Source organism: Halomonas sp. BN3-1 (assembly GCF_003056325.1).
Lineage (GTDB): Bacteria > Pseudomonadota > Gammaproteobacteria > Pseudomonadales > Halomonadaceae > Halomonas > Halomonas litopenaei.
On sequence record NZ_PYVV01000017.1, the window covers coordinates 48,441 to 72,297 of the forward strand.

Sequence of the window (23,857 nt, forward strand, 5' to 3'; positions counted from 1 at the left end):
GGCTACGCTGGGGCTTCGTGCGGGCCACACAAGAGCGATGCCGAGAGCGATGCCGAGAGCTATGCCAGGGCCTTTGCCGGGGCGACTCGAGCATGGCCCTGAAGCCCGTTGCATCAAGCCTGACTCGAGGGCCGTTGCTTGAGCAGCTTGGGTACCAGCCAGGGCAGTACCAGCAGTGCCGAGGCGGCGATCCACAGCGACAGCGAGATGCCGGACTGCCACAGGATGGCGGTGTCGCCACCGCTGATCGCCAGCGCCCGACGCAGGTTCTCTTCCATCAGGCCGCCCAGCACGTAGCCGAGGATGACCGGCGCCAGTGAGAAGCCGAGCTTGCGCAGCAGGTAGCCGAAGACACCGATGACGAGCATCAGATAGATGGCGGTCAGGTCGGAATGCAGCTGATAGACCCCGACGAAGGATAGCACGGCGATGGCCGGCACCAGCACCCAGCGCGGGATGGTCAGCACCTTGGCGAAGACCCCGGCCAGCGGCAGGTTGAGCGCCAGCAACACCAGGTTGCCGATGTACAGCGAGGCGATCAGGCCACCGGCGACCTCCGGGTTGTCGGTGAACATCATCGGTCCCGGGGTGATGTTGTAGAGCATCAGCGCGCCGAGCAGCACCGCGGTGGTGCCGGAGCCGGGGATGCCCAGGGTCAGCATCGGTACGAAGGAGCCTGCGGCGGAGGCGTTGTTGGCCGCTTCGGGCGCCGCCAGGCCACGCATGTCGCCGGTGCCGAAGGTGTTGTCCTTGTCCACCAGCCGCTTTTCGGTGGTGTAGGACACCGCCCCGGCCACCGAGGCGCCGGTTCCGGGCAGTACGCCGATGATGAAGCCGAGCACGCCGGAGCGCAGCATGGTGCCCTTGCAGGCCATCACTTCCTTGAGGCTGACGAACACCCGGCCCAGCGGCGGCAGGGTGTCATCGACGTCGTCGCGATGGGCGTGCTCGAGCATCAGCAGGATCTCGCTGATGGCGAACAGGCCGATGATCATCACCACGAAGTCGATACCGTCATAGAGCTCCGGCATGCCGAAGGTGTAGCGCATCACGCCGGTGCCGGAGTCGACGCCGACGGTGCCGATCAGCACGCCGAGCACGGCGCCGATGGCGGTCTTGATCGGGTCCTTGCCCATCATCACCGACATCGACGAGAAGGCGAATACCATCAGCGCGAAGAATTCGGCGGGACCGAACATCACCGCCACCCGGGCCAGCAGCGGGGCGAACAGGGTCAGGCCGATGATGGCGATGGTGGCGCCGACAAAGGACGCCACCGCCGACAGGCCCAGCGCCGGACCGGCCAGGCCACGCTTGGCCAGCGGATGGCCGTCGAGGGTGGTCATCACCGCGCCGGCGTCGCCGGGCACATTGAGCAGGATGCTGGACATGCGCCCGCCGTACTCGGCACCGGTGTAGATGCCGGCCAGCAGGATCAGCGCGGATTCGGCGGGCAGGCCCAGGGTGTAGGCCAGCGGCATCAGGATGGCGATGCCGTTGATTGGCCCGATGCCCGGCAGGGCGCCGAACAGGGTGCCCAGCAGCGCGCCGAGGAAGGCCAGGCCAAGATTGAGCGGCGTCAGGGCGACGCCGAAGCCTTCAATAAGAAAGTCGAACATGGGAACACCTTGATCAGGGATCGGTGGCGGTCAGGGCTGGGGCAGCGCTGGCAGCTAAGCTGTTACAGGAGCTGGCATCAGGGCGGCGGTTCGCGCTACCACGGCAGGCCAGGCAGGCCGATGCCAAGGCCATGGGTGAACAGCCACTGGCCGCCCAGCGCCATCAGCACACCGGTGGCCACGGCCTTGAGCGGACTGGCCTCGAACAGCCAGGCCAGGGCGGCGATCACCAGCATCGAGCTCAACAAAAAGCCCAGGCGCGGGAACAGCACGGCGTAGACCAGCAGCAGCACCAGCACGCCGATCAGGCGCAATCCCAGGCGCTTGTCGGGCCAGTGGCCGTTTTCTCCCGGACGTATCACCAGCACCAGCGACAGCAGCCCCAGCAGGATGGAGAGCCCCAGCGGAAAGGCCTTGGGGCCGACGGGGTCGTAGCTGAAGGGCACCTCGAGGGACAGGGCGTTGACGGCGGTAAACGCCGCCAACCCCATCAGGGCGATACCCAGACAGCGGTCGGCGGCGATACTCATTGGGTCAGACCCACTTCCGTGGCCAGCTCCTTGAAGCCGGCGACCTGATCCTTGACGTAGCCGTCGAAGTCGTCACCGAAGCGGGCCATGGGGAACAGGCCGCGAGCTTCGCGCAGTTCGGCGAAGGTCTCGTTGCCGGCCAGGTTCTCGAGGCGCTCGACCCAGGCCTGGTAGGCCTCGTCGCTGACCTCGGGGCCCATGTAGTAGCCGCGCCAGATCGGCCACTGGACGTCGTAACCCTGTTCGGCGGCGGTGGGAATCTCGGCGTAGGGGCCGCCCATGCGCTCCTCGGACAGCGCCGCCAGCACGCGGATGTCGCCGCTCTCGAGCTGGGACTTGAGCTCCGACAGGTCACCGGAGAACACCTGGATATGGTTGCCGAGCAGTGCGGCCAGGGCCTCACCGCCACCCTCGAAGGCCACGTAGCGCAGGCTGCGCGGGTCGACGTCGGCGGCCTTGGCGGTCAGCGCGGCCTTCATCCAGTCCTGGCTGCCCACGCTGCCACCGGCGCCGAAGGCGACCTGGGTGGGGTCTTCCTGCAGCGCCGTCATCAGCTCATCCAGGGTCTGCCAGGGCGCGTCGGCCTTGACCACGATGGCGCCGTAGTCGACCCCCAGGGCGCCGACCCAGCGCACTTCGCTGGCGTCGTACTGGCCGAACTTGCCCAGCGCCAGGTTGACCGCAGCGCCGGTGCTGGCGGCGACGATCAGGTTGGGGTCGTCGGTGCGCACGCCGTTGACGTGGTTGTAGGCCACCGCACCGATGCCGCCGGGCATGTAGGTGACCAGCATCGGGTCCTCGATCAGTCCGGTCTCGAGCAGGCCATTGGCGGCCAGCCGGCAGGTCAGGTCGTAGCCACCGCCGGGCTTGGCCGGGGCGATGCATTCGGCCTCGTCGGCGGCCTGGGCGGTGCCAACGCTGAGGCTGGCGCCGAGCAGCAGGGCGGCGGGCAGAGCTGTGATATTCTTCATGCGGACTCCTGACAACTATTATTATGGGTTGATGAAACCGGGGTGCTTTAGCGTGAGAGATGCTAGGCCGACTAGCTTTCATCAACCTGTCATGCCCTCCCTGCCTGGATAAGACATTAGTCGCATGCGCCTTCTCGTCGTCGAAGATGATGCCCTCATCAGCCGCTCGCTGGTCGAGGCCCTGACCCCCCTTGGCAATACCGTGGAGGTGTTCGCCTGCTGCAGTGATGCCAGGGCGGCGCTGCGCCAGGGTGGGGTCGACCTGATGCTTCTGGACATCGGCCTGCCCGACGGCGACGGCCTGTCACTGCTGGCCGAGTTGCGTGACGCGGGCGATCGCACCCCAGTGATCATCCTGACCGCCCGGGACGCCCTGGATGACCGGGTCAGGGGACTCGACCTGGGCGCCGATGACTACCTGGCCAAGCCCTTTGAGCTGGCCGAACTTGAGGCGCGGGTACGCGCGCTGCTCAGGCGCAGCCAGCAGCGTGCCGACAACCGTCTTGGCCTGGGTCCCTTGTCCTTCGATCCGGCCAGCGGCGCCGCCAGTCTGTTCGGCGAGCCCATGGCGCTGCCCCATCGCGAATTGCTGCTGGTCGAAAGCCTGTTGCTGCACGCTGGAGCCATCGCGCCTCGCGAGACCCTGGAAGGGCGACTTTTCGGCTTCGGCGAGGTGGGCTCCAATGCCCTGGAGGTCTACGTCAGCCGGCTGCGCAAGCGGCTCAAGGGCGCAGGTCTGCGCATCCGCACCTTTCGCGGTCTCGGCTACCGTCTGGAAGAGGACGACGGGTGATCGAGGTCGAGGGATCACTCAAGCGTCGGCTCGGTGGCTGGCTGGTGGTCACCGTCGGAGTGCTGGGGCTGGCGCTGATGGTGGAGGCCTGGGTCAGCAGTCAGCGGGCGGCGGCGCGGGCCTTCGACGCCCAGTTGCAGGCGGCGGCGCTGACCATCGCCGAGGCGGTGCGCTGGCAGGACGGCATCCCCCAGGTGGTGGTGCCGGCGGCGGCGCTGCAGATCCTCGCCACCGACAGCCAGGCGCGGGTGTTCTACGCGGTGCTGGACGATGAAGGCAGGACGCTGTCGCGTAACTGGCCGGTGGACATCCCCGTCGCCTGGCAGCAGGCGCTGGATGAAGGCGGTATGTCGCGGGACTTGACCACGACGCTGGGAGAGCTGCGTCTGCATGCCCAGCGGGTGGCCTCGGCGGGTTGGGTCACCCAGCTGCCGGTGCAGGTGTGGGTCGGGCATACCCTCGAGGGGCGCCGAGCCCTGGCCCGCTCACTGTTCGAGCGTTCGCTGTCGCGCTTTATTGCCATGGTGCTGCTGACCGGGGTGCTGATGGGCTTGACCATGCGCGCGGCGCTGTCTCCCCTGCGCCGCCTGCGCCGCCAGATTCGTGGACGCGGCGCCGATGACTTCAGTCCGCTGGCGGCCAGGGTGCCCAGGGAGCTTCATGAGCTCGCCCAGGCCTTGAACCACCTGTTCGCCCGTCAGCGCCAGGGCCGCGAGGATCTTCTGCGCTTCACCGCCGACGCCAGCCACCAGCTCAAGACGCCGCTGGCGGGACTCAAGACCGTCAGCGAGCTGGGCCTTCGCAGCAGTGATCCGGATGAATGGCGCCAGGCGCTCACGCGCGTTCACGCCCGGGCCGAGGACACCAGCCGACTGGCCGGCCAATTGCTGTCGCTGGCGCGACTGCGCCACCTCGACCGGGAGACGGCGCTGCCTGCGCTCGACCTGGGTGAGCTGGTACGCGACGTCGCCCTGGACTGGGCGGCGCGGGAGCGGGCGGCGGAGCATGACCTCGGGCTTGGCAGCCTGCCAGCCGAGCCGCTGAAGGTCTGTGTCGAGGACTGGGCACTGCGCGAAGCCCTGGGCAACCTGATCGACAACGCCCTGCGCTACACGCCGACAGGTTGCGAGATCACCCTGCATCTGTCGCGCGAGGGCGACTGGGCGCGGTTGTCGATCGTCGACGACGGCCCTGGTGTCGCCGACGCGGCGCTGGCGACGCTGGGGCAGCCGTTTCAGCGGGGTGGGCGCCAGGACACCGAGGGCTCCGGGCTTGGTCTTGCCATCGTCGATACCACCGCCCGGCGCATGGGCGCCCGCGTGCAATTCGCCAACCGCTCGCCGCAGGGACTCGAGGTGGTGCTGTGGCTGCCGCTGGCGAAGGACGAACAGGATGTCACCGGTGCCTTTGCGGCCGACGTGAATCAAGGAGAGAGTACTTGATGTCCCTGCAGCCCGGACAACGCCTTCGATCCTGTGGACGTCTCCCGGCCCGCTGTGCGACGCAGGTCACACGGCGGCAGCCCCTGGTGGTGTCGCCGTGCCTGCCGCTTTTACTGCTCATGCTTCTGCTGCTGGGTGGCTGTCACAGCGGCGACAGCCGCACCCCCACAGATGAAGATCCGCTGGTGATCTCGGCGGCGCTGGATCTTGACGTGGTGGCGCCGCTGCTGGACGCCTTTCGCCAGGCCTATCCCCAGATTCCCCTGCGCTTTGAGGATCGCACCACCCGGGAGGTGGACGACAGCGTGGTGGGACATCTTCAGGGAGGCCAGGCGACGGGCGAAGGGGCGAGCAGAGCGCCGGACGTGGTGATCAGCTCGGCGATGCCGTGGCAGATGGCCCGGGTCAATGAAGGACTGGCGCGGCGCCTGAACGGGCCGGAGATCGAGCGCTGGCCCGAGTGGGCGCGCTGGCGCGACGAGGTCTTCGCCTTCACCTTCGAGCCGGTGGTGATGGCCTATCGGCTGGATCTGTCGCGGCATATGCTGCCGCCTCAGACCCATGGCGACCTGCACGCACTGCTGGCGACCCAGGCCCGCTGGCTGACGGGCAAGGTGACCACCTACTCGCCGCTTTCCAGCGGGGTGGGCTACACCCTGGCCCAGCAGGATGCACGCTACTCCTCGCGCTTCTGGGAGCTGGTCGGCGCCATGGGGCGTGTCGATACCCGCCTGGAGACGACCACCCGGGCCATGCTCGAAGGGCTCAGCCAGGGACGCTACTGGCTCGGCTACAACCTGCTGGGGTCCTACGCCATGGTCTACGCCCAGGAACATCCCGAGGTGATCGTGCAGGTGCCCAGGGACTATTCGCTGGTGCTGATGCGCATGGCCTTCGTGCATCGCGATGCCCCCCACGTCGAGGCCGCCGAGACCTTCGTCAGGTTTTTGCTGAGTCAGCGTGGCCAGCGGGTGCTGGCGGGACAGACGCCACTGTTCAGCGTGCTGCCGGGGGTGACCGGCCCCTACACCGCCGCCAGGCTGCGCACCCAGGTGGGGGAGCGGCTCTACCCGATACTACCCAACGCCACCTTGCTGGCCTTCGTCGATCCTGCCCGCCGGGAGGCCTTCGCCGACCACTGGCGAGCGCGTTTTCAGGGCGAGCCGGCGGCCAACGATGCGGTCGAACGGGGTAGCGGGGCGCTGGCGCCGGAGTAGACGGCGGATGGCAACCGAGGAGCATCGATGTGTCAAGCTGGCACATTGCCGGAGGCCGGGGCGGAACGTTATAATGGGCGATTAACTTCTTCCCTCCCTCTAAAGCCTCAGTGGGTGTTGCCGATTATGCTACGTATGGCCCAAGAAGCACTTACGTTTGACGACGTATTGCTCGTTCCCGGCTATTCCGACGTTCTCCCCAAGGACGTCAGTCTCCGGACCCGCCTGACTCGCGACCTCTTCCTCAATATTCCCCTCGCCTCCGCCGCCATGGATACCGTCACCGAAGCCCGCCTGGCCATCGCCATGGCCCAGGAAGGTGGCATCGGCATCATCCACAAGAGCATGGGCATCGCTCAGCAGGCGCTGGAAGTGCGCAAGGTCAAGAAGCACGAGAGCGTCATCGTCAAGGATCCCGTCACCGTCGGACCCAAGGCCAAGCTGCAGGACCTGCTGGCGATGGCCAAGGAACACGGCTTCTCCGGCTTCCCGGTGGTCGAGGGCGAGACCCTGGTCGGCCTGGTGACCGAGCGTGACATGCGCTTCCAGCCCAACCATGGCGACAGCGTCGCCGACATCATGACCCCGAGCGATCGCCTGGTGACCGTGCCGGAAGGCACCCCGCTGGACGTCATCAAGGGCAAGATGCAGGAGCACCGGGTCGAGAAGATGCTGGTGGTGGACGGCGACTTCCGCCTGCGTGGCCTGGTGACCTTCCAGGACATCGAGAAGGCGCGTACCTTCCCCAGCGCCGCCAAGGATGCCGACGGCCGCCTGCTGGTCGGCGCCGCCGTGGGTACCGGTCCGGAAACCCCTGATCGGGTCAAGGCGCTGGCCGAAGCCGGTGTCGACGCCCTCGTCGTCGATACCGCCCACGGTCATTCCCGTGGCGTGATCGAGCGGGTGCGCTGGGTCAAGGAGCACTTCCCGCAGATCCAGGTCATCGGCGGCAACATCGCCACCGCCGACGCCGCCCGGGCGCTGGCCGAGGCCGGTGCCGACGCGGTCAAGGTGGGCATCGGTCCCGGCTCCATCTGCACCACCCGCATCGTCGCCGGTGTCGGCGTGCCGCAGATCACCGCGGTGTCCAACGTGGCCGAGGCGCTCAAGGAGTTCGACATCCCGCTGATCGCCGACGGTGGCGTGCGCTTCTCCGGCGACATCGCCAAGGCGGTAGCCGCCGGTGCCAGCTGCATCATGGTCGGTGGCCTGCTGGCCGGCACCGAGGAGGCGCCGGGCGAGGTCGAGCTGTTCCAGGGGCGTACCTACAAGGCCTACCGTGGCATGGGTTCCATGGGCGCCATGTCCCAGACCCAGGGTTCCAGCGACCGCTACTTCCAGGACAAGGACGACGGCGTCGAGAAGCTGGTGCCGGAAGGCATCGAAGGCCGGGTGCCCTATAAGGGCGTGATGGGTGCCATCGTGCACCAGCTGATGGGTGGCCTGCGTGCCTCCATGGGCTACACCGGCTGTGCCAGCATCGACGAGATGCGCACCAAGCCCGAGTTCGTCAAGATCACCGGCGCCGGCTTCAACGAATCCCACGTTCACGACGTCCAGATCACCAAGGAAGCGCCCAACTATCGAGCAGGGTAGGCGCTGACGTGACGCGCCAGGCGTATCGCACCAGACGCGTTGCACCAGAGGGCGCGCGGGGCGACTCGCCCCTCGTCACCCTGAGCTGGAAGCGGTCCGCCGCTTCCAGCTTTTCGCTTTTCGATTGCTCGGCCCACCGGCCCCACTGCCTGCAAGGTAAGTCCCCATGACCGATATCCACGCCCACAAGATCCTGATCCTCGACTTCGGCTCCCAGTACACCCAGCTGATCGCTCGCCGGGTTCGCGAGATCGGCGTCTACTCCGAGATTCGCGCTTTCGACATCACCGAGGAGGAGATCCGCGAGTATCGCCCCAACGGCATCATCCTGGCCGGTGGCCCGGAGTCGGTGACCGAGCTGGACTCGCCGCGGGCGCCGGCCTGCGTGTTCGAGATGGGGCTGCCGGTGTTCGGTATCTGCTACGGCATGCAGACCATGGCCGAGCAGCTGGGTGGCAAGGTCGAGGGCTCCAACAAGCGCGAGTTCGGCTACGCCCAGATTCGCCTGGACGCCGAGACGGCGCTGTTCAAGGACATCAAGGATCACGTCGATCCGGACAGCGGGCGCGGCCTTTTGGACGTGTGGATGAGCCACGGTGACAAGGTCGCCCAGGTGCCGGAGACCTTCACCGTCACCGCCTCCACCCCGAGCTGCCCGATCGCCGCCATGGCCTGGGAGGAAAAGCGCTTCTACGGCGTACAGTTCCACCCCGAGGTCACCCACACCCTGCAGGGTCAGCGCATCCTCGAGCACTTCGTGCTGGAGATCTGTGGCGCCGAGCGCAACTGGACGCCGGCCAAGATCATCGAGGACCAGATCGCCCGGGTGCGTGACCAGGTCGGTGACCGCCACGTGCTGCTGGGACTGTCAGGCGGGGTCGACTCCTCGGTGGTCGCGGCCCTGTTGCACAAGGCCATCGGCGATCAGCTGACTTGCGTGTTCGTCGACAACGGCCTGCTGCGCAAGAACGAAGGCGATCAGGTGATGGAGACCTTCGCCCAGCACATGGGCGTGCGGGTGATCCGCGTCGACGCCGAAGAGCTGTTCCTCGGCAAGCTCGAAGGCGAGGCCGACCCCGAAGCCAAGCGCAAGATCATCGGCAACACCTTCATCGACGTCTTCGACAGCGAAGCGGCCAAGATCGAGGGAGTGGACTTCCTGGCCCAGGGCACCATCTACCCGGACGTGATCGAGTCGGCCGCCGCCAAGACCGGCAAGGCCCACGTGATCAAGTCCCACCACAACGTCGGTGGCCTGCCGGAGACGATGAAGCTCAAGCTGGTCGAGCCGCTGCGTGAGCTGTTCAAGGACGAGGTGCGCAAGCTCGGCCTGGAACTCGGCCTGCCCTACGACATGGTCTATCGTCACCCCTTCCCGGGGCCGGGCCTGGGCGTGCGTATCCTCGGCGAGGTCAAGAAGGAGTACGCCGACATCCTGCGCGAGGCCGACGCCATCTTCATCGAAGAGCTGCACAACTCCGGCTGGTACCACAAGACCAGCCAGGCCTTCGCGGTGTTCCTGCCGGTCAAGTCCGTCGGCGTGGTCGGTGATGGCCGCCGCTACGAATGGGTCATCGCCCTGCGTGCCGTCGAGACCATCGACTTCATGACCGCCCGCTGGGCCCACCTGCCCTACGAACTGCTGGAGAAGGTCTCCAACCGCATCATCAACGAACTGTCCGGAGTCTCCCGCGTCACCTACGACGTCTCGTCCAAGCCGCCGGCGACGATCGAGTGGGAATGATCCCTGATCCGACGACCTGACGGCGTCGGTGCAATGTTCGAAAACCACAACACCCGCCACTAGGCGGGTGTTGTGCGTTCAGGTGCAGATGATTGGCCCGGGCCAGGCGGGCCATCTGACTTGCTCCAACGCGGTGGTGCCCGGTACCGGCTCTCGATCTGTCATGGCGTGGGTGTCGATGAATACGCTGAAACAGGTGAGTTTGATGGTTATTGATCCCCTGTGGGAAGCAACGCTACTGCTGGTCCCCATCCCCCCTCACCATGTCCGTATTGGCGCCGGCTTGATTGAAGCCGTCGTACACCCTTGGTGACTGGGGTGAAGCCATCGCGAAGGAGTTTTTCTGGCACAAGGGGCGGGTGAGGGTTGTCAGTTGACAACTATGAGTGGCCGTTCCCATACTGGAGGCAAGGAATGACTCGTCCATCGCACCCGAAAAAGGAGATTGAAGCCGCGATCAGGCACGCGGAAGGGGAGGGCTGGCGAGTTGAAGTGGGGGCGCCGGGGTGAGTCGGAATCGGAGGATTGAGCCTTGGAGTATATTTTTACACTGAAATACCACTGGCTGACCACGACTGCGACCCGGATGCCCTGGTGGAGCGCCTTGGCGCTGCGGGTTGTGATGATGCTTTGGTGGGTGTCGGTCAACCGGGGCGCCTGGCGCTGGAATTTTCCCGGGAAGCAGACAGTGCCGAAGAGGCGATGCGCTCTGCCTTGTCCGACGTCAAGAGCGCCGTGTCGTCGGCACGTCTTGTCGAGGCTTCGCCGGACCTGGTGGGTTTGACCGATGTGTCGGATGTTGTGGGTGTTTCCCGACAGGCAATGCGCAAGTTGATGCTTTCCCACCGAGCGACGTTTCCCGTTCCGGTTCACGAAGGTAGCGCCTCGATCTGGCATCTCGCCGAGGTGCTTCAGTGGCTCAAGGGCAGGGGAGGCTACACGATAGATGCCGGTGTCCTGGAAGTGGCGAAGGTGGCTTTGACGGTGAATATTGCCAAGGAGACCCAGCGCCACCCCGTGCATACCGGTGGGGATATGGAGCTTCTGACCGCCTAGTCCTTCTTATAGCCTGTCACATAGCCCGTCACATAGCCCATAACATGGCCCGTAACAGGGCCCGTCGCATATACGGTCTGTGTATCGTTACGACTTTCACAGGCTCTGTGCCCAGCACGGATACGTCATGTGGGTGAGGATGATCGGCGGCGACGTTTCTATGCGTGTTCCTTGGGTGGTTTGATGAGTGCTTCGGCTGGAATACCCAGCCCCTGGTGAAGCTTCCATATCATCTTCAGCGTCAAGGAGCGCTTGTGATTGAGGATCTCGTAGACGCGGTTACGTTTACCAATCATGGGCTCAAGATCCTTGATGCTCAGGCTCCTGCGCTCCATTTCAAATTTGATTGCCTCTACGGGGTCAGGAAGATCCATCGGGAAATGTCTGGATTCGTAGGCCTCGATAAGGGTAGTCATGACGTCCAGTCGTTCGCCTTCTGGCGTGTGCGGTTCGGCCATCATCAGGCTTTCAATTTCTGTCAGCGCCGCATGGTAGTCGGCCTCTGTTCTGATCGGCTTGATATCCATGATGTCCCTCCGAAGTTCAGACCGTCTGTACATTGATCTTGTCATACTGCGCATGGGTACCGATGAAACGGATGTAGACAACCCTGTAGGCGTAGTTGATCCAGACGACGAGTCGATACTTGTTTCCAGCGATATTGAACACCGCCCGACCATCTTTGAGAATGCTGGCGTTTCTGAAATCCTGCTTTACTGCGGCGGGTGAACTCCAATCGGCATGCAGCGCGTGGCGGTACCAGGCCAACGTTGGCTCCTTGGCATCCTGATGTTCCGGGTTGTCTTCCCAGAAGTCCTTCAGCGTCGACAGAGCGATGATTCTCATGCACTGCATGCTAGTCCCATTATGGGACTTTGGCAATGTGCCTGACGAGGCGTGTCGCGCCTGAAGGCCTAGAATCTTCGCAAGGATGAGCTACCGCAGGAGTTGGCTATCCAGCTTCCACAAACCACAACACCCGCCATCTGGCGGGTGTTGTGCGTTCAGGTGCAGACTATTGGCCCGGGCCTGGCGGGCCATCAAGCCGCGCCGGTCGGGGACTCTGTCGTTCAATCGCTCTCGTACAGTTCAGCCTTGGCGTCACGCATGATGTCCTCGCAGGCGGCCTGCTGGGCCAGCTCGGTCATCAGGGTCTGGGAAAGGGCAAAGCCCTTGCCCAGGCAACGATCCACATCGTCCTTGGCGATGGAGGGCTGGACATCCACATCCAGAATCAGGGTGCGGCGGCCTCCTTCGAGACGGTCTGCCATCTGCCTGAGCTGCCAGGCCAGGCGATTCTTCCAGCTTGCGGTCTGCTCTGCGCCCTCGGTCACGTTGAGGGTACATTGCCACTGAGGTTTGTAGACCTTCATGTGAACCTCCTTGCTGGTGAAGTGAGCGATCTCCTGTTCTTTCATCACGTTCAGGTCCCAGCATACTCGCATATGACGTCCTTGCCACTCCCTCCCTCGGGGGCGCTACCTCAACCCTGTTGGGTCGTCTCGTGTAAGTGAGTCCTTGCTGGGGGATTTAGGCACTATCCTTCCTCTGGGTTGAAACTTCGCTGGCGGCACAGTGCTGCAGGAAAGGTATGCCGGAAGGAAGCGGCTACACTGAGTCTGGGCGACAAGGAGTGCTGCGATGCAGTGGGGCGGGGGAGGTGAGTCGGGCAGAGGCATGGGGCGGATTTGGCTTTTGTTGACCGCGATGGTGGTGCTGCTGGCGTGGGAGCTGGCGGGGGAGGCCTCTCGCCCACAGCCCAATGTGTCGCTGTGGGTACTCGACCACCAGGGGCAGCAACCACCGGAGAAAGGAGCGCTTTCTACGGTTACCGCAGAGTCTCTCGATGAGCAGGTCAGCCTGGGACTCAAGGCGCATCCGGTATGGCTGCGACTGAGGGTGGTGGGTGCTCTGCCCGGGCAGCGCCTGGTGCTGTCCAATCCGCTGGTTCAGGGAGTCGAGCTGCTGGTCTGTGACGACTCGGGGTGTCGCCCCGTCGCGAGGGAGACGCATTTTGCCGATGATCCGGGGCTCGCTGCTGCCTTGCCTCAGTTCCGCTTGCCTGTGGCAACGAATGAACTGCTGTTGCGCGTCGAGACCGATCAGGCGATACGCTTCAATGTGCAGGTACTGGATGACGTCGATCTACACCGTTACTGGCGTGACTTGTTGCTGGGGCAGGGGCTCTATTTCGGCTTGATTGCGGGCCTGGTGATCTACAACAGCCTTCTGCTGTTCAGTCTTCGCGATACCAACTACCTCTGGTATCTGGGGTTCTTGAGTGGAGCGGGCGCTTACTTCTTGTGTCAGAACGGCTTGCTGCTGCTTTATTTTCCGCAGATGGGGGCACGCCTGAACGAGGCCTTGCTGCTGACGGCCCTGTCGGTGATCAGCATCTGTGGGTTGCAGTTCTGCCGGCGTTTTCTGATGACGGCGCGCCAGGACCCGAGAGTGGACTCGTTGATGCGGTGGCTGTGCTGGCTCCTGGCGCTGGCCGCCGCCATCGCCTGGCTGCTGCCGAGCTTCTTGACCGTGGTGTTCTATTCGCTGCTGGGGGTGCTGACGCTAACGGCTTTTCTGCTGTCGTCGGTGCGTGGCTTGTGGCGTGGCTTTCGCCCCGCTCAGTGGCTGTTGATGGCATGGTCGGTGCTGGTGGTCGGGGTGGTCCTGTTGCTGCTGGTGACCTATGGGTTGTCCCCCCACAACTTCTGGACGCTGCACGGTTTCCAGATCGGTTCCGCGCTGGAGGCCATCCTCTTGTCGCTGGCCCTGGCCGATCGCATCAGTCTGTTGCAGCGCGAGCGAGAGACGCTGCTGGAGGAGAAGGCGCGGTTGCACGGCATGAGCTATCTCGATGGTCTTACTGGTGTGCACAATCGCCGCTATCTCGATGAAGCCTTGCCCGCTGCGGTGGCCCAGGCCGAGGTAAGCGGGCGACCACTGTCGTTGATCATGCTGGATATCGATAACTTCAAGCGATTCAACGATGGCTGGGGGCATGCCGAAGGTGATCGCGCGCTGCAGCATCTGGGCAAGGTGATCGAGGAGGTCGTGCGCGACATCGATCCGGTGTGTCGTTACGGGGGAGAAGAGTTCGTGATTCTGCTCAAGGAGCGCGACGAGCATCAGGCGCTGGATATCGCCGAACGCATTCGCAAGGGTCTGGCGACGACGCCCTTGACGTTGCTCACCGGAGAGCAGGTGTTGTTGACCTGTACTCTGGGGGTGGCCAAACGACTGGAGGGCGAGAGCGCCTCAGCACTGTTGCGGCGGGCCGACCAGGCGCTGTATCGAGGCAAGTATGCCGGCCGCGATCGGGTGGTGCTGAATGCCTCCGGTGGCGTCGCCTCGACAACCTCATGAAGGTACCTTCTGAAGTCTGGCGTCTGGCCGGTTCCCTGATCTTCGACATGCGCAGGCGGGGAACCCTTGGCAGGATGGCGGTCCAAGATGCGTTATATGTTGCCACAGCCGTGTGCCAGCATCGTTTCTTCAACACCAAGGGGGCACCATGAAACCGACTCCAGGAACTCTACGCCAGTCGCGTCTGTGGGGCACGGCCTGGCTGTTGCTGCTGATGGCCGGTTGTACCGGGGCGTCCTCGAGTGGCACCGGGTCGAGCGAGTCGTTCCAGGCAGAGGCGTCCAGCCTGGCGCCACTTCCTGCGAGCTTTCGTGGTGAACTGTCCTGTGATGACTGCAAGGCGGTACGTCTCGATCTGGCGCTCGATGACGGGGGGCGATATCTGCTCAAGGAGACCCACCTGGGAACCGGCGAGCAACCTCGCCGCCGCCACCGTGGTCAGTGGCAGTTGACGGATGGCGAACTGTCGCTGGGCGAGCCCGCCCCGGAAGCGGCGCAGCGGTGGCAAGTCGTGCAGGGTGGCGATCTTGTGTCGCAGGCGTCGCGTACGCCGGATGGCGAGGCTGCCCGCCTGGCGCGTCTGCCCGAACCGCTGCGCGAACCACTGGAAGAGCGCTACTGGAAGCTGGTGCAAGTCGACGGAGAAGTCGCTGTCGACGGTTCTGCGCATATCGTGCTGCACACCCAGGAGGGTCGTCTGGCCGGATCCGGAGGGTGCAACCGCTTGATGGGAAGTTACCAGCGGGAGGGGGATGCGCTGTCGCTGGCCCCGCTGGCCACTACCAGGAAGGCCTGCCAGGGGCCTGTCATGGCCCAGGAGCGCGCGCTGGTCGAGGCACTGGGGGCCACCAGAGCGTTTCGTCTGCTGGCCGATGAGCTTGAACTGCTCGATGAAAACGACAAGGTGCTGGCGCGATTCGAGGTGGTGCACCTGACCTGAGTCCTGCCTCAAGGCAGGCTTTGACGGGCGGCATTGGATTGGCGTGGGAGCGACGACCTGGCGCTGTTCGGGTGGTCGCTTGGCGTTTGGCGCTTGTCGGTTAGAGCGGCGGAGGGACCTGCTCCTCTGACTCATCGCTGATGATCCGGTCCCGACCTTCGGCCTTGGCTCGGTAAAGCAGGTGATCGGCGCGATTGATCAGCAGATCGTAGTGCATGCCGGGCGTATGGCTGGTCACGCCGACGCTGACGGTCAAGGAAATGACGTCGCCGTTGTGCATGATGGGCAGGCTGCGAAGGCGCTCCTGGAAACCTTCGAGCACCGGAAGGATCTCGTTCAAGTCGGCGCCGGGGAAGATCAGCAGGAATTCCTCGCCGCCCCAGCGGCAGAGTACATCCGAGCGGCGAAAGTGGCGCACCAGCAAATCGGAAATCTGGATCAGGCACTGGTCGCCGACCTTGTGCCCATGCTTGTCGTTGATCAGCTTGAAATGATCGATATCGATCAGCGCGAGGCTGTAGGGCGTGTTGGTGCCATCCTGTCTGTCGCCTGACAACTGGCGCAGGTATTCGCCGGCAAAACGACGGTTGTGCAGGCCGGTGAGGGCATCACGGGTCGCCATGCTGGTCAGCGTTTCTTCCTGGGTCTCGTAGACGTGGCGGGCCAGCATGGCGAAGCCGACCATGGTGAACAGCGCACAGGAGAGGTTCAGGGTCGCCAGCATCAGCGGGAAGCCGGGGCCGCTTTCCAGCGGAAACATCTGGGACAGCGGGAACTCCAGGAACAGGAAGATCAGCATCCCCATCAGACCGAGCACCAGCGCGACCCACTTGACCGAGTGGGTGACGGCCGCCCAGCAGGACAGTGTCAGCAGGTAGAAGTGAAAGCCGGCGGAGGTACCCAGGATCACGGTGGCGATGATGGCGTGGCAGTAAGCCTCGGTGGTGATCAGGTAGACCGCGCGGTCCTGCTCGCCATGTTGATTGGCGAGATAGGCGCCAAGCCACATGGCCACGCTGATCACGTTGACCAGCGCCAGCAGCGAGTGATCGAGCACCCAGAACAGTGGAATGAAGAGGAAGTGCACCGCCGCACCCATCAGACTGGCCCAGCGGGTGAGCAGGTGCTTGCGAAGATTGCGGTGTCGAATGTTGTCCGGGCGTTGTGCGGCAGCCTGGGTCAGGGTTGAAAATGGGGCCATGCACGGAAACTCGCTCTCGGTGGAAGTAGTCGTCGAAGCGTTCCAACGAACGGTAGAGTCCTCGCAGTTCTATCGAATCCCATGCCCGGAAGCAGTGTCAGGGCAGGGCTCATGCCTGGGTACGAGCCCCTGCCGGGCACTGCGATGCTACTTAACTGTAGCAGTTTCGTCAGTCGAAAGGCGTCGATGCGCTAGGGTAATTCAGCGCTGTGGTAAACGTTCTGGACGTCATCGAGGTCGTTGAGCATGTCGAGCAGCTTTTCGAACATGGCCAAGTCATCCCCCTCCACCGGCGTGGTGGCCTGGGGCAGGAACTGGATCTCGTCGATCTCGAACTCCTCGGCGCCGAGGGATTCGCGCAGCGCCTGACGCGCCTTGGCGTAGTCGGTCGGCGGAGCAAACACGGTGATCAGGCCGTTCTCGTTCTCGATGTCGGTGACATCCACGTCGGCTTCCATCAAGGCTTCCAGCGCGGCTTCTTCATCCTCGCCGGTGTAGGCGAGGATCGCCAGATGGTCGAACATGTGGCTGACGCTGCCCGGTGTGCCGATCTTGCTCTTGGTCTTGGTGAAGCAGGCACGAACGTCGCCGAAGGTCCGGTTGGGATTGTCGGTCAGACATTCGACGATCACCATGGCGTTGCCGGGACCGAAGCCCTCATAGCGTGCCAGCGAGTAGTCCTCTCCGCCGACGCCCGACGCCTTCTCCAGCGCCCGATCGATGACATGACCCGGTACCTGGTCCTTCTTGGCGCGGTCGAGAAGGCTGCGCAGCGACAGATTGGCGTTCGGATCGACGCCTCCGGACTTGGCGCAGACGTAGATCTCGCGTCCGTACTTGCTGTAGACCTTGGTCTTGGCGGCGGCCGTCTTGGCCATGGATTCCTTGCGGTTCTGGAAGGCCCTGCCCATTGCGTATTCCTGTGGCGTGTCTACACGAGTCTGGAATTCTACGAGAGTCCGCCCCTCGGCGAGAAGTCTTATTTCCCCTCGGCTTGCCCGGGATCGCCTGGAAGACGAACCGGCTTGACTGTCTACACTGTGGTGAATCGATCAAGGAGACGGCCCATGGATCACCATCAGTACCGCCAGGCCCTGGCGGTAGAGCACGCCGGAAGCGAACTGCCGTTTGCCGCCGAGGAGTTCGATCGCCGGCTGGCGCGCGCTCGCAGTGCCATGCAGCGACAGGGGCTGGACGCCCTGCTGCTGTGCCAGGCGGCGGACATCTTCTATCTATGTGGCTATCACACCTTCGAAGTCTCCGTGCACGCGGCCCTGGTGGTCACCCCTTCGCGCACGCTGCTGCAGGTGGCGTCCATCGAGACCGGGCCCGCCGTGGTGACGGCGAGGGTCGATGAAGTGGTCGGCTATCGCTGGGAAGCCCTCGATGAGGTGATCGATCCGTTGGCTGACGCCTTGGCGGACAGTCACGACATCGGCATCGATGGCAGCAGTAGCGGTCTACGGTTTGGCCTGATGCGTCATCTGCAGGGGCGACTCGGTGGCGATCGCTTCCATGATAGTGCCGGTGGCCTGATGGCGAGCCTGAGACTGGTCAAGAGCGACGCCGAACTCGATTGCCTGACGCGCAGCGCCAAGATGACATCGCTTGGGCTTGCGCGTGCCATCGAGGTGGTCGAGCCCGGTGTCACCGACAACCAGGTGGCCGCCGTCGGTGCCCAGGTGATGCTCGAGGCCGGCAGCGAATTTTTCAGCCTGGCCCCGATCGTCACCAGCGGGTCGCGCAGTGGCATCATCCACGTCAACCACAAGCGCCGGGGCATCGCTTCGGGCGATGCGGTGTTCCTCGAGTTTGGTGCCGTCTGGCAGCGCTACACCGCGCCGACCATGCGCACGGTGGTGGTCGGGCCGATCAGCGACGAGATGCGCCTCGCCGCCGACCTGTGTGTCGAGATGGAGGCCCGCATGTGCGAGGCCATGACGCCGGGCACACCTTTCGAAGACGTCGCCCGGCTCGCCGATGCTATCCTGGCGCCACACCGCGAACGCTTCTTCCATTCGGGGGTTTACGGCTACGCGGTCGGTGCCCAGTTTCCGCCGAGCTGGGTGGAAGGCACGGGTTTTCTCGCCGCCGGGCAGACCAAGCCGCTTGCCCGCAACATGGTCTTCCACCTGCCGCTGTGTCTGCGCTTGCCGGGAGGTTTCGGCATCGGTCTAAGCAATACGGTGAGGGTCACCGATCGAGGCGCGATGCGCCTGACCGACCACGACATGGCACTGGTGCACCGACCTTGACAGCACACGCCGCATGAACGGCACAAGGGTATGATGAGCGGCTGGCGTCATGCGATACGAGAGCGGAACATGCTGCGTTTTTTCGAGAGGCTGGTGGATCCCTATCCCGACCAGCCCGAGTCGGTACCCGCGGACCGGTTGTGGCCCTTCGTGCTGCACTACTCGCGTCCCTTCACCGGGCTGTTGGCGGCCATGGCGGTGGTCACGGCGCTGGTCTCCATCGCCGAGGTGGTGTTCTTCACCGCCATGGGCGAACTGGTGGACTGGCTGGCCGAAGCCGACCGTGAGGGCTTTGTCGACACCCACCTGACCAGTTTGATCGGCCTGGGAGCGGCGGTGCTGGCAGGACTGCCACTTCTGGTGTTTTTGCTGTCGTTGATCACCCACCAGGGAATCTTCGGCAACTACCCCATGCTCGGGCGCTGGCTCTCCCATCGGCTGATGCTCGAGCAGAGCCTGTCGTTCTTTCATGACGAGTTTGCGGGGCGCGTCTCGCAGAAGGTGATGCAGACCGCGCTGGCCATGCGCGAGACCGTCACCAAGGTGCTCGACATGCTGGTCTATGTGCTGGTGTATTTCACCGGCGCGCTGGTGGTGCTGGGGGCCGCCGAGCCCTGGTTGATGGCTCCTCTGGTGCTATGGCTTGCGGGCTACCTGGCATTGATGAGGGTTTTTATCCCCCGGCTACGCCGGGTGTCCATGGCCCAGGCGGACGCGCGGGCGGTGATGACCGGGCGGGTCGTGGACAGCTACAGCAATATCCAGACGATCAAGCTGTTTGCCGATGCCGGGGCAGAGCAGGCTTACGCCCGGGAAGCCATGGATGGCTTCATGGGAACGGTACATCGGCAGATGCGCCTGGCCACCTGGCTATCGGTGTCGTTGGCGACCCTCAATACCCTGCTGCTGGTGGGTATGGCGGGACTGGTCGTACTGGCCTGGTATCACCGCTGGGTGTCCCTTGGTGAAACGGCGGTGGCGATCGGTCTGGTCATGCGGGTGCGCTCCATGTCCGACTGGATCCTGTGGGAAGTCGCTGGCCTGTTCGAGAATGTCGGCACCGTTCAGGACGGTATCAACACCCTGTCGCGTATCCCCGAAGTGCAGGATCGACCAGCGGCCCCTGCGCTGCGGGTCCAGCACGGCGAGATTCGTTTCGAGGACGTGGTCTTTGGCTACGCCCGGGGAAGCCAGGCGGGCCCCAGGGTGTTCGACGGTTTCGATCTGCACATTTCCCCGGGCGAAAAGGTGGGCATCATCGGCCGCTCCGGCGCCGGCAAGTCGACCCTGGCGTCGCTGCTGATGCGCTTTCATGATCTGCAGGCCGGGCAGATAACGATCGATGGTCAGAATATCGCCGAGGTCACCCAGGCATCGCTGCGTCGACAGATCGGTATGGTGACCCAGGATACTTCCCTGCTGCATCGATCGCTGCGCGAGAATCTGACCTACGGTTGTCGAGACTGCAGCGAAGAAAGGTTGTGGCAGGCGGTGCGTCAGGCGCATGTTCACGAGTTTATCGAGGATCTGGTCGATCCTCATGGGCGTCGGGGCCTGGATGCCCAGGTGGGAGAGCGCGGTGTGACCCTGTCCGGGGGGCAGCGCCAGCGGATCGCCATCGCTCGGGTGTTGCTCAAGGATGCGCCGATCCTGGTGCTCGACGAGGCCACCTCGGCGCTGGACTCCGAGGTGGAAGCGGCAATTCAGCAGCATCTCTATACCCTGATGGAGGGCAAGACCGTCATCGCCATTGCCCATCGTCTGTCGACCATCGCCATGCTCGATCGACTGGTAATCATCGACAAGGGGCGCATCGTCGAGATGGGTGAGCACGAATCTTTGCTGGCCCGGGATGGCCTCTATGCTTCCCTGTGGCGCCGCCAGGTCGGAGGTTTTCTGGGGGAATGACGGACCATGGTCAGCTTGGTGTGATCAAGAAACTAGGCGGTTTAATGCGCGAGTGGTGCGCAAGTACTGCGCAAGTAGTGCAGGGTTGGCTATGATCACTCGTCCATGCCCAAGACAGTCGACGGAATCTGGATGCGCACCTTCCACATGAATGCTCTAGAGGCGAAACGACGACGTGTCCGTGTCAGTTGATCCATCCCCCTTTGTGACGAATGCGTCCGACTCGGGGCGTCGTCGTGCCATTGCGCTCTATGTGACCGCCTTGATGCTGCTGGTCGCCGGCATCGTGTGGACCCTCAGGGGCCAGTATCTGGCCGAGGTGGAGCGTGTGGAGCAACGTCTCGACGCGCGAGCGGAGGTGGTCGAGGCGCTGGTGGCCGAGCCTTTTGATGTCGCGACTCACGCGCTTGCCGGGCTACTGGCTCTCGATGAAATGATCAATCCTGCCGGCAATGGGCCGCCGATGGCACCCTTGCTCAGGGAGCGAACCAGGTCCCTTCCCCTGGTAGAAGACCTGGCGATCCTCTCGGACCCGACAAGCGCAGAAGCTCGCTTTTTCGAGGGTTGGTTGCCCCAGGATGCGTTTCTTCGACAGTTGGCCGGATTGAGGAGGGGAGAGACCCTGGTCTCGTCTCTGCACTATTCGCCGTCTGCCGGCGAATATCGCATGACCCTGGTGCAACGGAGCACGGCAGAGACCACTCAGATGCATGTTGCCATGGCATCGATCGACCCCGGGCCCTTGGCGGAAGCGATCAAGGGGTTCGGCCTGATGCAGGGAGAAAGCATCGCCCTGGTCGACAGCGAGGCACGACTGGTGGTCCGCGTGCCTGCGGCTGGGCTGGCGCCGGGAGAATTGGTGTCGCAGGCGGGAAGTCGATCGCTGACAGCGGACTCGCCGGATACGCTTCACTTCCGCCAGGTATCTCCAATGGACGGTCAGGAGCGGTTGTTCGTGGCGAGGCGAGTGGCCGAACTGCCTCTGTGGCTGGTGCTGGGCTACAGTCACGAGGCGTTGCTGTCCGGCTGGAGCCAGCGCCTGTGGCCACTGGTAGTGCTGGGGGCGTTGCTGGCCCTGCTCGGATTATGGTTGCTGCGTCACGTGCTGGCGCAGGGGCGTGCCCAGCTGGTGTTGCAGGGGGAGGTGGTCGAACGGCAACGCGCCGAACAGGCCGCCCACCGCCGTGAAGCTCGCTTGAAGGCGTTGATCGGTTCCATGCAGGACCTCGTGCTGGTGCTGGATCGCGGTGGCCACTTCTCCTTCGTCCATGCCGGAGACGAAGCCTTGCTGCTGGCACCACCGGAGGTCCTGGTCGGCAGCCACTACCGCGCCTTTCTGCCGCCTGACATCGCCAGACGTCTGGACGGGGCGCTGGCCGAGGTGGCGGCCAGCGGTGAAGTACGTCGGCTGGACTATTCTCTGAGCGTAGGTGGCGGCCCACGTGACTTCAGTGCATTGATCAGTCCGCTGCTCAGCGGTGACGGGGAGCATGACGGTGTCCTGCTGGTAGTGCGTGATGTCACCCTGGAGCGGTTGCATCAGGCCAATATGAGCATCGCCGCGGTAGCCTTCGAGACCCACCTGGGCATGATGATCACCGATGTCGATGGCCGCATTCTCAAGGTCAATCGGACCTTTACCGACATCACCGGCTATCGCGAAGACGAGGTCCAGGGGAGTCGCCCAGACATCCTGCGCTCGGGGCGACATGACGAACACTTCTATCGACAGCTATGGCAGCGGATCGGCGATACCGGTGCCTGGCAGGGCGAGATCTGGAATCGTCGCAAGAGCGGAGACATCTATCCTCAATGGCTGACCATCAGCGCGGTGCGTGACGAGCGGGGGCAGCTGCGCAACTACGTGGCGACGCTCAGCGACATCACCGAGCGCAAGGCAGCGGAGGAAGAAATTCATCAGCTTGCCTTCTTCGACCCGCTGACGGGCCTGGCCAATCGACGCCTGCTGCTCGATCGACTCGGCGAAAAACTGGAACGTTGTCAGCGGCATGGCTGTTACGGAGCGCTGTTGCTCATTGATTTCGATAACTTCAAGCAGGTCAACGATACCCTCGGCCACCACGGCGGTGACGAGCTGCTCAGAGAAGCCGCCCGTCGCTTCGAGTCGGTATTGCGCGAGGAGGATACTCTGGCACGCCTCAGCGCCGATGAGTTCGTGGTGGTCCTCGAAGGCGTGGGCGTGGAACTCGAGACCGCGGTGCGCGTGGCCGATACCGTTGCTCGCAAGCTGCTGAACACGCTGGATATGCCGGTCTGGATCGAAGGACGTCCGGTGTCGCCGAATGCGCGCGTCGGTATCAGTCCGTTTCGCGACGAGGTCTCTCGCGAACGGTTGTTGCAGCAGGCCGACATGGCCTTGTTCCAGGCCAAGAGTCAGACCGCCAGCGACGTCTGCTTCTTCGACCCGGGGATGCAGCGACGGATGCAGCAGCGTGCTCAGCTATACGAAGACCTGCTTGGCGCGCTGGCGCGCTCTGAGCTGTATCTGGTCTACCAGAAGCAGGTCGATCAGCTTGATTGTGTCACCGGGGTCGAGGCGCTGATCCGCTGGCGACACCCCGACAGGGGCCTCGTTCCGCCGTCCGAGTTCATTCCGCTGGCCGAGGAGCGCCCTCTGATCCACGAACTCGGTCTCTGGGTCATCGAGCAGGCCTGCCTGACGCTGGTGGATTGGGTGCAGCAGGGTGATGACACCACCAGGACCGTGTCGGTCAACGTCAGTCCCAGGCAGTTTCAGGATCCCGGCTTCGTTGCCCGGGTCAGTGATATCCTCGCGCGCACCGGGGCGCCGGCCCGGCGTCTCAAGCTTGAGGTAACCGAGTCGCTGTTCGTGGCGGATCGCGACGGGGTCGAACGCACCATGACGCGGCTCAAGGCACTGGGCGTGACCTTCGCGCTGGACGACTTCGGCACCGGCTACTCGTCGCTGGCCTATCTGAAGCGTCTGCCGCTGGACGAGCTGAAGATCGACCAGTCCTTCGTTCGCGACGTGCTCGACAACGCCACCAGCTCCGCCATCGTGGCAAGCACCATTGCTCTGGCGCGCAGCCTGGGGCTTGATGTGATTGCCGAGGGAGTGGAGTCAGCGGAGCAGCGGGACTGGCTTCATCGACACGGTTGCCACCGTTACCAGGGCTTTCTGTACGGACAGCCGGCGCCGCTGTCCGAGCTTGATTTCTCGACCTTGTAAGCGGCGGGCGC

The 23,857-nt window shown here is 64.0% G+C and carries 19 protein-coding genes; 11 read left to right on the forward strand and 8 right to left on the reverse strand.

Features of this window, described 5'->3' with window-relative positions; translation table 11 throughout:
- Positions 1-113: 113 nt before the first annotated feature.
- From C9F12_RS19615 to C9F12_RS19625, 3 genes are all read right to left on the reverse strand, one after another.
- A complete protein-coding gene (locus tag C9F12_RS19615) occupies positions 114-1,619 on the reverse strand; it encodes a tripartite tricarboxylate transporter permease (RefSeq protein ID WP_045991091.1) in 1,506 nt (501 codons plus the stop codon).
- Between the two features lie 95 nt (positions 1,620-1,714).
- Complete coding sequence (locus C9F12_RS19620) at positions 1,715-2,149, reverse strand: tripartite tricarboxylate transporter TctB family protein (protein ID WP_045991090.1); 435 nt, start codon at positions 2,147-2,149, stop codon at positions 1,715-1,717.
- The gene (locus C9F12_RS19625; RefSeq protein WP_108449946.1) at positions 2,146-3,120 is read right to left on the reverse strand and encodes a tripartite tricarboxylate transporter substrate-binding protein; all 975 of its coding nucleotides are present in this window, start codon (positions 3,118-3,120) and stop codon (positions 2,146-2,148) included. Before C9F12_RS19625 ends, C9F12_RS19620 begins: the two co-directional genes overlap by 4 nt.
- 124 nt (positions 3,121-3,244) lie before the next feature.
- Between C9F12_RS19625 and C9F12_RS19630 the strand changes: the two genes are divergently transcribed.
- From C9F12_RS19630 to C9F12_RS19655, 6 genes are all read left to right on the forward strand, one after another.
- Entirely contained in the window at positions 3,245-3,913 is a 669-nt protein-coding gene (locus C9F12_RS19630) for a response regulator (protein ID WP_045991089.1), read from the forward strand.
- Positions 3,910-5,355, forward strand: coding sequence for a sensor histidine kinase (locus C9F12_RS19635; protein ID WP_108449947.1), 1,446 nt, complete (start codon positions 3,910-3,912; stop codon positions 5,353-5,355). Before C9F12_RS19630 ends, C9F12_RS19635 begins: the two co-directional genes overlap by 4 nt.
- A gap of 119 nt (positions 5,356-5,474) precedes the next feature.
- Entirely contained in the window at positions 5,475-6,572 is a 1,098-nt protein-coding gene (locus C9F12_RS19640) for an ABC transporter substrate-binding protein (RefSeq protein WP_108449979.1), read from the forward strand.
- Between the two features lie 126 nt (positions 6,573-6,698).
- On the forward strand, positions 6,699-8,168 hold the full coding sequence (guaB, locus tag C9F12_RS19645) for an IMP dehydrogenase (RefSeq protein WP_045991087.1): 1,470 nt from the start codon (positions 6,699-6,701) through the stop codon (positions 8,166-8,168).
- 166 nt (positions 8,169-8,334) lie between these two features.
- Positions 8,335-9,912 (forward strand): glutamine-hydrolyzing GMP synthase, encoded by a 1,578-nt coding sequence (gene guaA, locus C9F12_RS19650; protein ID WP_045991086.1) that lies wholly within the window; start codon positions 8,335-8,337, stop codon positions 9,910-9,912.
- Positions 9,913-10,437: 525 nt separating this feature from the next.
- Complete coding sequence (locus C9F12_RS19655; protein WP_240184307.1) at positions 10,438-10,968, forward strand: DNA-binding protein; 531 nt, start codon at positions 10,438-10,440, stop codon at positions 10,966-10,968.
- A gap of 158 nt (positions 10,969-11,126) precedes the next feature.
- Here the strand turns inward: C9F12_RS19655 and C9F12_RS19660 are convergent, their stop codons facing one another.
- The 3 genes from C9F12_RS19660 to C9F12_RS19670 form a co-directional block, all read right to left on the reverse strand.
- The gene (locus C9F12_RS19660; protein WP_108449948.1) at positions 11,127-11,495 is read right to left on the reverse strand and encodes a transcriptional regulator; all 369 of its coding nucleotides are present in this window, start codon (positions 11,493-11,495) and stop codon (positions 11,127-11,129) included.
- Positions 11,496-11,511: 16 nt separating this feature from the next.
- Positions 11,512-11,814, reverse strand: a complete 303-nt coding sequence (locus C9F12_RS19665; RefSeq protein ID WP_108449980.1) for a type II toxin-antitoxin system HigB family toxin — start codon at positions 11,812-11,814, stop codon at positions 11,512-11,514.
- Positions 11,815-12,038: 224 nt separating this feature from the next.
- On the reverse strand, positions 12,039-12,341 hold the full coding sequence (locus C9F12_RS19670) for a hypothetical protein (RefSeq protein WP_045991267.1): 303 nt from the start codon (positions 12,339-12,341) through the stop codon (positions 12,039-12,041).
- 268 nt (positions 12,342-12,609) lie between these two features.
- Here C9F12_RS19670 and C9F12_RS19675 point away from each other — a divergent pair, with 268 nt between their 5' ends.
- Positions 12,610-14,331 carry a GGDEF domain-containing protein gene (locus C9F12_RS19675; protein WP_108449949.1) on the forward strand — a complete coding sequence of 574 codons (1,722 nt, stop codon included), beginning with the start codon at positions 12,610-12,612 and terminating at the stop codon, positions 14,329-14,331.
- Positions 14,332-14,479: 148 nt separating this feature from the next.
- Positions 14,480-15,271: an META domain-containing protein gene (locus C9F12_RS19680; RefSeq protein WP_108449950.1), complete on the forward strand. Its 792-nt coding sequence runs from the start codon at positions 14,480-14,482 to the stop codon at positions 15,269-15,271.
- A 100-nt stretch (positions 15,272-15,371) separates the two neighbouring features.
- On the opposite strand, the gene C9F12_RS19685 is transcribed toward C9F12_RS19680, so the two are convergent.
- Both C9F12_RS19685 and C9F12_RS19690 read right to left on the reverse strand, forming a co-directional pair.
- Positions 15,372-16,472 carry a GGDEF domain-containing protein gene (locus C9F12_RS19685; RefSeq protein WP_108449951.1) on the reverse strand — a complete coding sequence of 367 codons (1,101 nt, stop codon included), beginning with the start codon at positions 16,470-16,472 and terminating at the stop codon, positions 15,372-15,374.
- 191 nt (positions 16,473-16,663) lie between these two features.
- Positions 16,664-17,383, reverse strand: coding sequence for a YebC/PmpR family DNA-binding transcriptional regulator (locus tag C9F12_RS19690; RefSeq protein WP_108132350.1), 720 nt, complete (start codon positions 17,381-17,383; stop codon positions 16,664-16,666).
- A gap of 156 nt (positions 17,384-17,539) precedes the next feature.
- Here C9F12_RS19690 and C9F12_RS19695 point away from each other — a divergent pair, with 156 nt between their 5' ends.
- From C9F12_RS19695 to C9F12_RS19705, 3 genes are all read left to right on the forward strand, one after another.
- Entirely contained in the window at positions 17,540-18,727 is a 1,188-nt protein-coding gene (locus tag C9F12_RS19695) for a Xaa-Pro peptidase family protein (protein ID WP_108449952.1), read from the forward strand.
- A gap of 69 nt (positions 18,728-18,796) precedes the next feature.
- Positions 18,797-20,635, forward strand: a complete 1,839-nt coding sequence (locus C9F12_RS19700) for an ABC transporter ATP-binding protein (RefSeq protein ID WP_108449953.1) — start codon at positions 18,797-18,799, stop codon at positions 20,633-20,635.
- Between the two features lie 181 nt (positions 20,636-20,816).
- The gene (locus C9F12_RS19705) at positions 20,817-23,846 is read left to right on the forward strand and encodes an EAL domain-containing protein (protein WP_162816536.1); all 3,030 of its coding nucleotides are present in this window, start codon (positions 20,817-20,819) and stop codon (positions 23,844-23,846) included.
- Positions 23,847-23,857: the final 11 nt, after the last annotated feature.

Bases quoted from the DNA above. Each gene is read 5' to 3' on its own strand.
- C9F12_RS19670 (WP_045991267.1), bottom strand. From the start codon at position 12,341: ATGAAGGTCTACAAACCTCAGTGGCAATGTACCCTCAACGTGACCGAG.
- C9F12_RS19695 (WP_108449952.1), top strand. From the start codon at position 17,540: ATGGATCACCATCAGTACCGCCAGGCCCTGGCGGTAGAGCACGCCGGA.
- C9F12_RS19700 (WP_108449953.1), top strand. From the start codon at position 18,797: ATGCTGCGTTTTTTCGAGAGGCTGGTGGATCCCTATCCCGACCAGCCC.
- C9F12_RS19615 (WP_045991091.1), bottom strand. From the start codon at position 1,619: ATGTTCGACTTTCTTATTGAAGGCTTCGGCGTCGCCCTGACGCCGCTC.
- C9F12_RS19625 (WP_108449946.1), bottom strand. From the start codon at position 3,120: ATGAAGAATATCACAGCTCTGCCCGCCGCCCTGCTGCTCGGCGCCAGC.
- C9F12_RS19630 (WP_045991089.1), top strand. From the start codon at position 3,245: ATGCGCCTTCTCGTCGTCGAAGATGATGCCCTCATCAGCCGCTCGCTG.
- C9F12_RS19665 (WP_108449980.1), bottom strand. From the start codon at position 11,814: ATGAGAATCATCGCTCTGTCGACGCTGAAGGACTTCTGGGAAGACAAC.
- C9F12_RS19685 (WP_108449951.1), bottom strand. From the start codon at position 16,472: ATGGCCCCATTTTCAACCCTGACCCAGGCTGCCGCACAACGCCCGGAC.
- C9F12_RS19660 (WP_108449948.1), bottom strand. From the start codon at position 11,495: ATGGATATCAAGCCGATCAGAACAGAGGCCGACTACCATGCGGCGCTG.
- C9F12_RS19675 (WP_108449949.1), top strand. From the start codon at position 12,610: ATGCAGTGGGGCGGGGGAGGTGAGTCGGGCAGAGGCATGGGGCGGATT.
- C9F12_RS19620 (WP_045991090.1), bottom strand. From the start codon at position 2,149: ATGAGTATCGCCGCCGACCGCTGTCTGGGTATCGCCCTGATGGGGTTG.
- C9F12_RS19690 (WP_108132350.1), bottom strand. From the start codon at position 17,383: ATGGGCAGGGCCTTCCAGAACCGCAAGGAATCCATGGCCAAGACGGCC.
- guaA (WP_045991086.1), top strand. From the start codon at position 8,335: ATGACCGATATCCACGCCCACAAGATCCTGATCCTCGACTTCGGCTCC.
- C9F12_RS19640 (WP_108449979.1), top strand. From the start codon at position 5,475: ATGCTTCTGCTGCTGGGTGGCTGTCACAGCGGCGACAGCCGCACCCCC.
- C9F12_RS19680 (WP_108449950.1), top strand. From the start codon at position 14,480: ATGAAACCGACTCCAGGAACTCTACGCCAGTCGCGTCTGTGGGGCACG.
- guaB (WP_045991087.1), top strand. From the start codon at position 6,699: ATGCTACGTATGGCCCAAGAAGCACTTACGTTTGACGACGTATTGCTC.